This is a genomic window from Hydrogenivirga sp. 128-5-R1-1, assembly GCF_000171895.1.
The window spans coordinates 1-1240 of sequence record NZ_ABHJ01000435.1; the positions used below are offsets into that span (position 1 = coordinate 1).

2 protein-coding genes are annotated in these 1240 nt (G+C 32.7%); both read left to right on the forward strand.

Annotation, left to right across the window (positions count from 1 at the left end; genetic code table 11):
- Positions 1–84 precede the first annotated feature (84 nt).
- The gene (locus HG1285_RS18555) at positions 85–960 is read left to right on the forward strand and encodes a trigger factor (RefSeq protein WP_008289528.1); all 876 of its coding nucleotides are present in this window, start codon (positions 85–87) and stop codon (positions 958–960) included.
- Positions 950–1240, forward strand: a 291-nt coding sequence (locus HG1285_RS00905; protein ID WP_008289529.1) for an ATP-dependent Clp protease proteolytic subunit, incomplete at its 3' end; no start/stop codon positions are given. The genes HG1285_RS18555 and HG1285_RS00905, both read left to right, overlap by 11 nt.

Here is a 1240-nt window from a genome sequence, read left to right on the forward strand (position 1 = left end):
GATGAAGATGTGAAAAAGCAATCAATCAGCTTTAGAGCAGCACGCAAAATTTGAACTGCTGATAAGGAAATTGAAGAAGGAGATATGATTAAAATTAAATACAAAATAACAGATGAAGAAGGAAATTCAGAAGAAGACGAGTTTGAAGCTGTTATTGGAGCTAACCAGCTCAGAAAAGAAATAGAAGATGAGTTAAAAGGTAAAAAAGCAGGAGATAAAGTTCACCTTGAAAATGTACCTCTTTACAATGAAAAAGGTGAAGAAATTGGAAAAGCAACTGTTGACATTGAAGTTTTAGAAGTTGAGAAGAAAATAGTCTCTGAATTTAACGATGAATTTGTTAAAGAAATTGGTCTTGGGGAAAATGTTGAGGAAGCTAAAAAGAAAATAAGAGAAGATTTAGAAAAACAAGTGAAAGAAGCAAAAGAAGCAGAGCTTGAACAAAAAATCCTTGATAAATTAGCAGAGCAGTATGATTTTGATGTTCCTGTTTCTCTTGTAAAAGCAGAAATAGAGGCTCTTCTTGACAATTATATAAAACAACTCCAACAGTTTGGAATTCAGCCAAATGAAGATATGCTTAGAGCAGCAGCACAGGGGCTTGAGCAAACAGCAGTTAAAAATGTAAGACTTATGTTTGTAATTAACAAAATAGCTGAAAAAGAAGGCATAGAAGTTTCTGAAGAAGAAATAAATAAAGAACTTGAAGACATAGCACAGCAGTATCAAACATCTGTAGAAGAAATAAGAAGAATTTTTGAAGAAAGAGGATTAATACAAAACGTAAGATACGTACTTCTCAGAAAGAAAGTTTTAGATGCTCTTAAAAATAAAATAAAAATAATTGAAATGACAAAAGAAGAGTACGAAGAAAAATACGGAAAACTTGAAGACCAGTTGCAACAGCAACCTCAAGAAGAAAAATCTGAAAGTCAGGAGGAAGTAAAAAATGAGCAGTAAAAATGATATAGATAGAATTGTAAGCCAATTAGTTCCAATAGTTGTTGAGCAAACTCCAAGAGGAGAAAGGGCTTACGATATATATTCAAGACTTTTAAAAGATAGAATTGTTTTACTTGGGTTTCCAATTGATGACCATATAGCAAACCTTATAGTTGCACAGCTTTTATTTTTAGAGTCAGAAGACCCTGAAAAAGACATATACCTATACATAAACTCTCCGGGTGGAGTAGTAACAGCAGGGCTTGCAATTTATGACACTATGCAGTACATAAAGCCA

Bases quoted from the DNA above. Each gene is read 5' to 3' on its own strand.
- HG1285_RS18555 (WP_008289528.1), top strand. From the start codon at position 85: ATGATTAAAATTAAATACAAAATAACAGATGAAGAAGGAAATTCAGAA.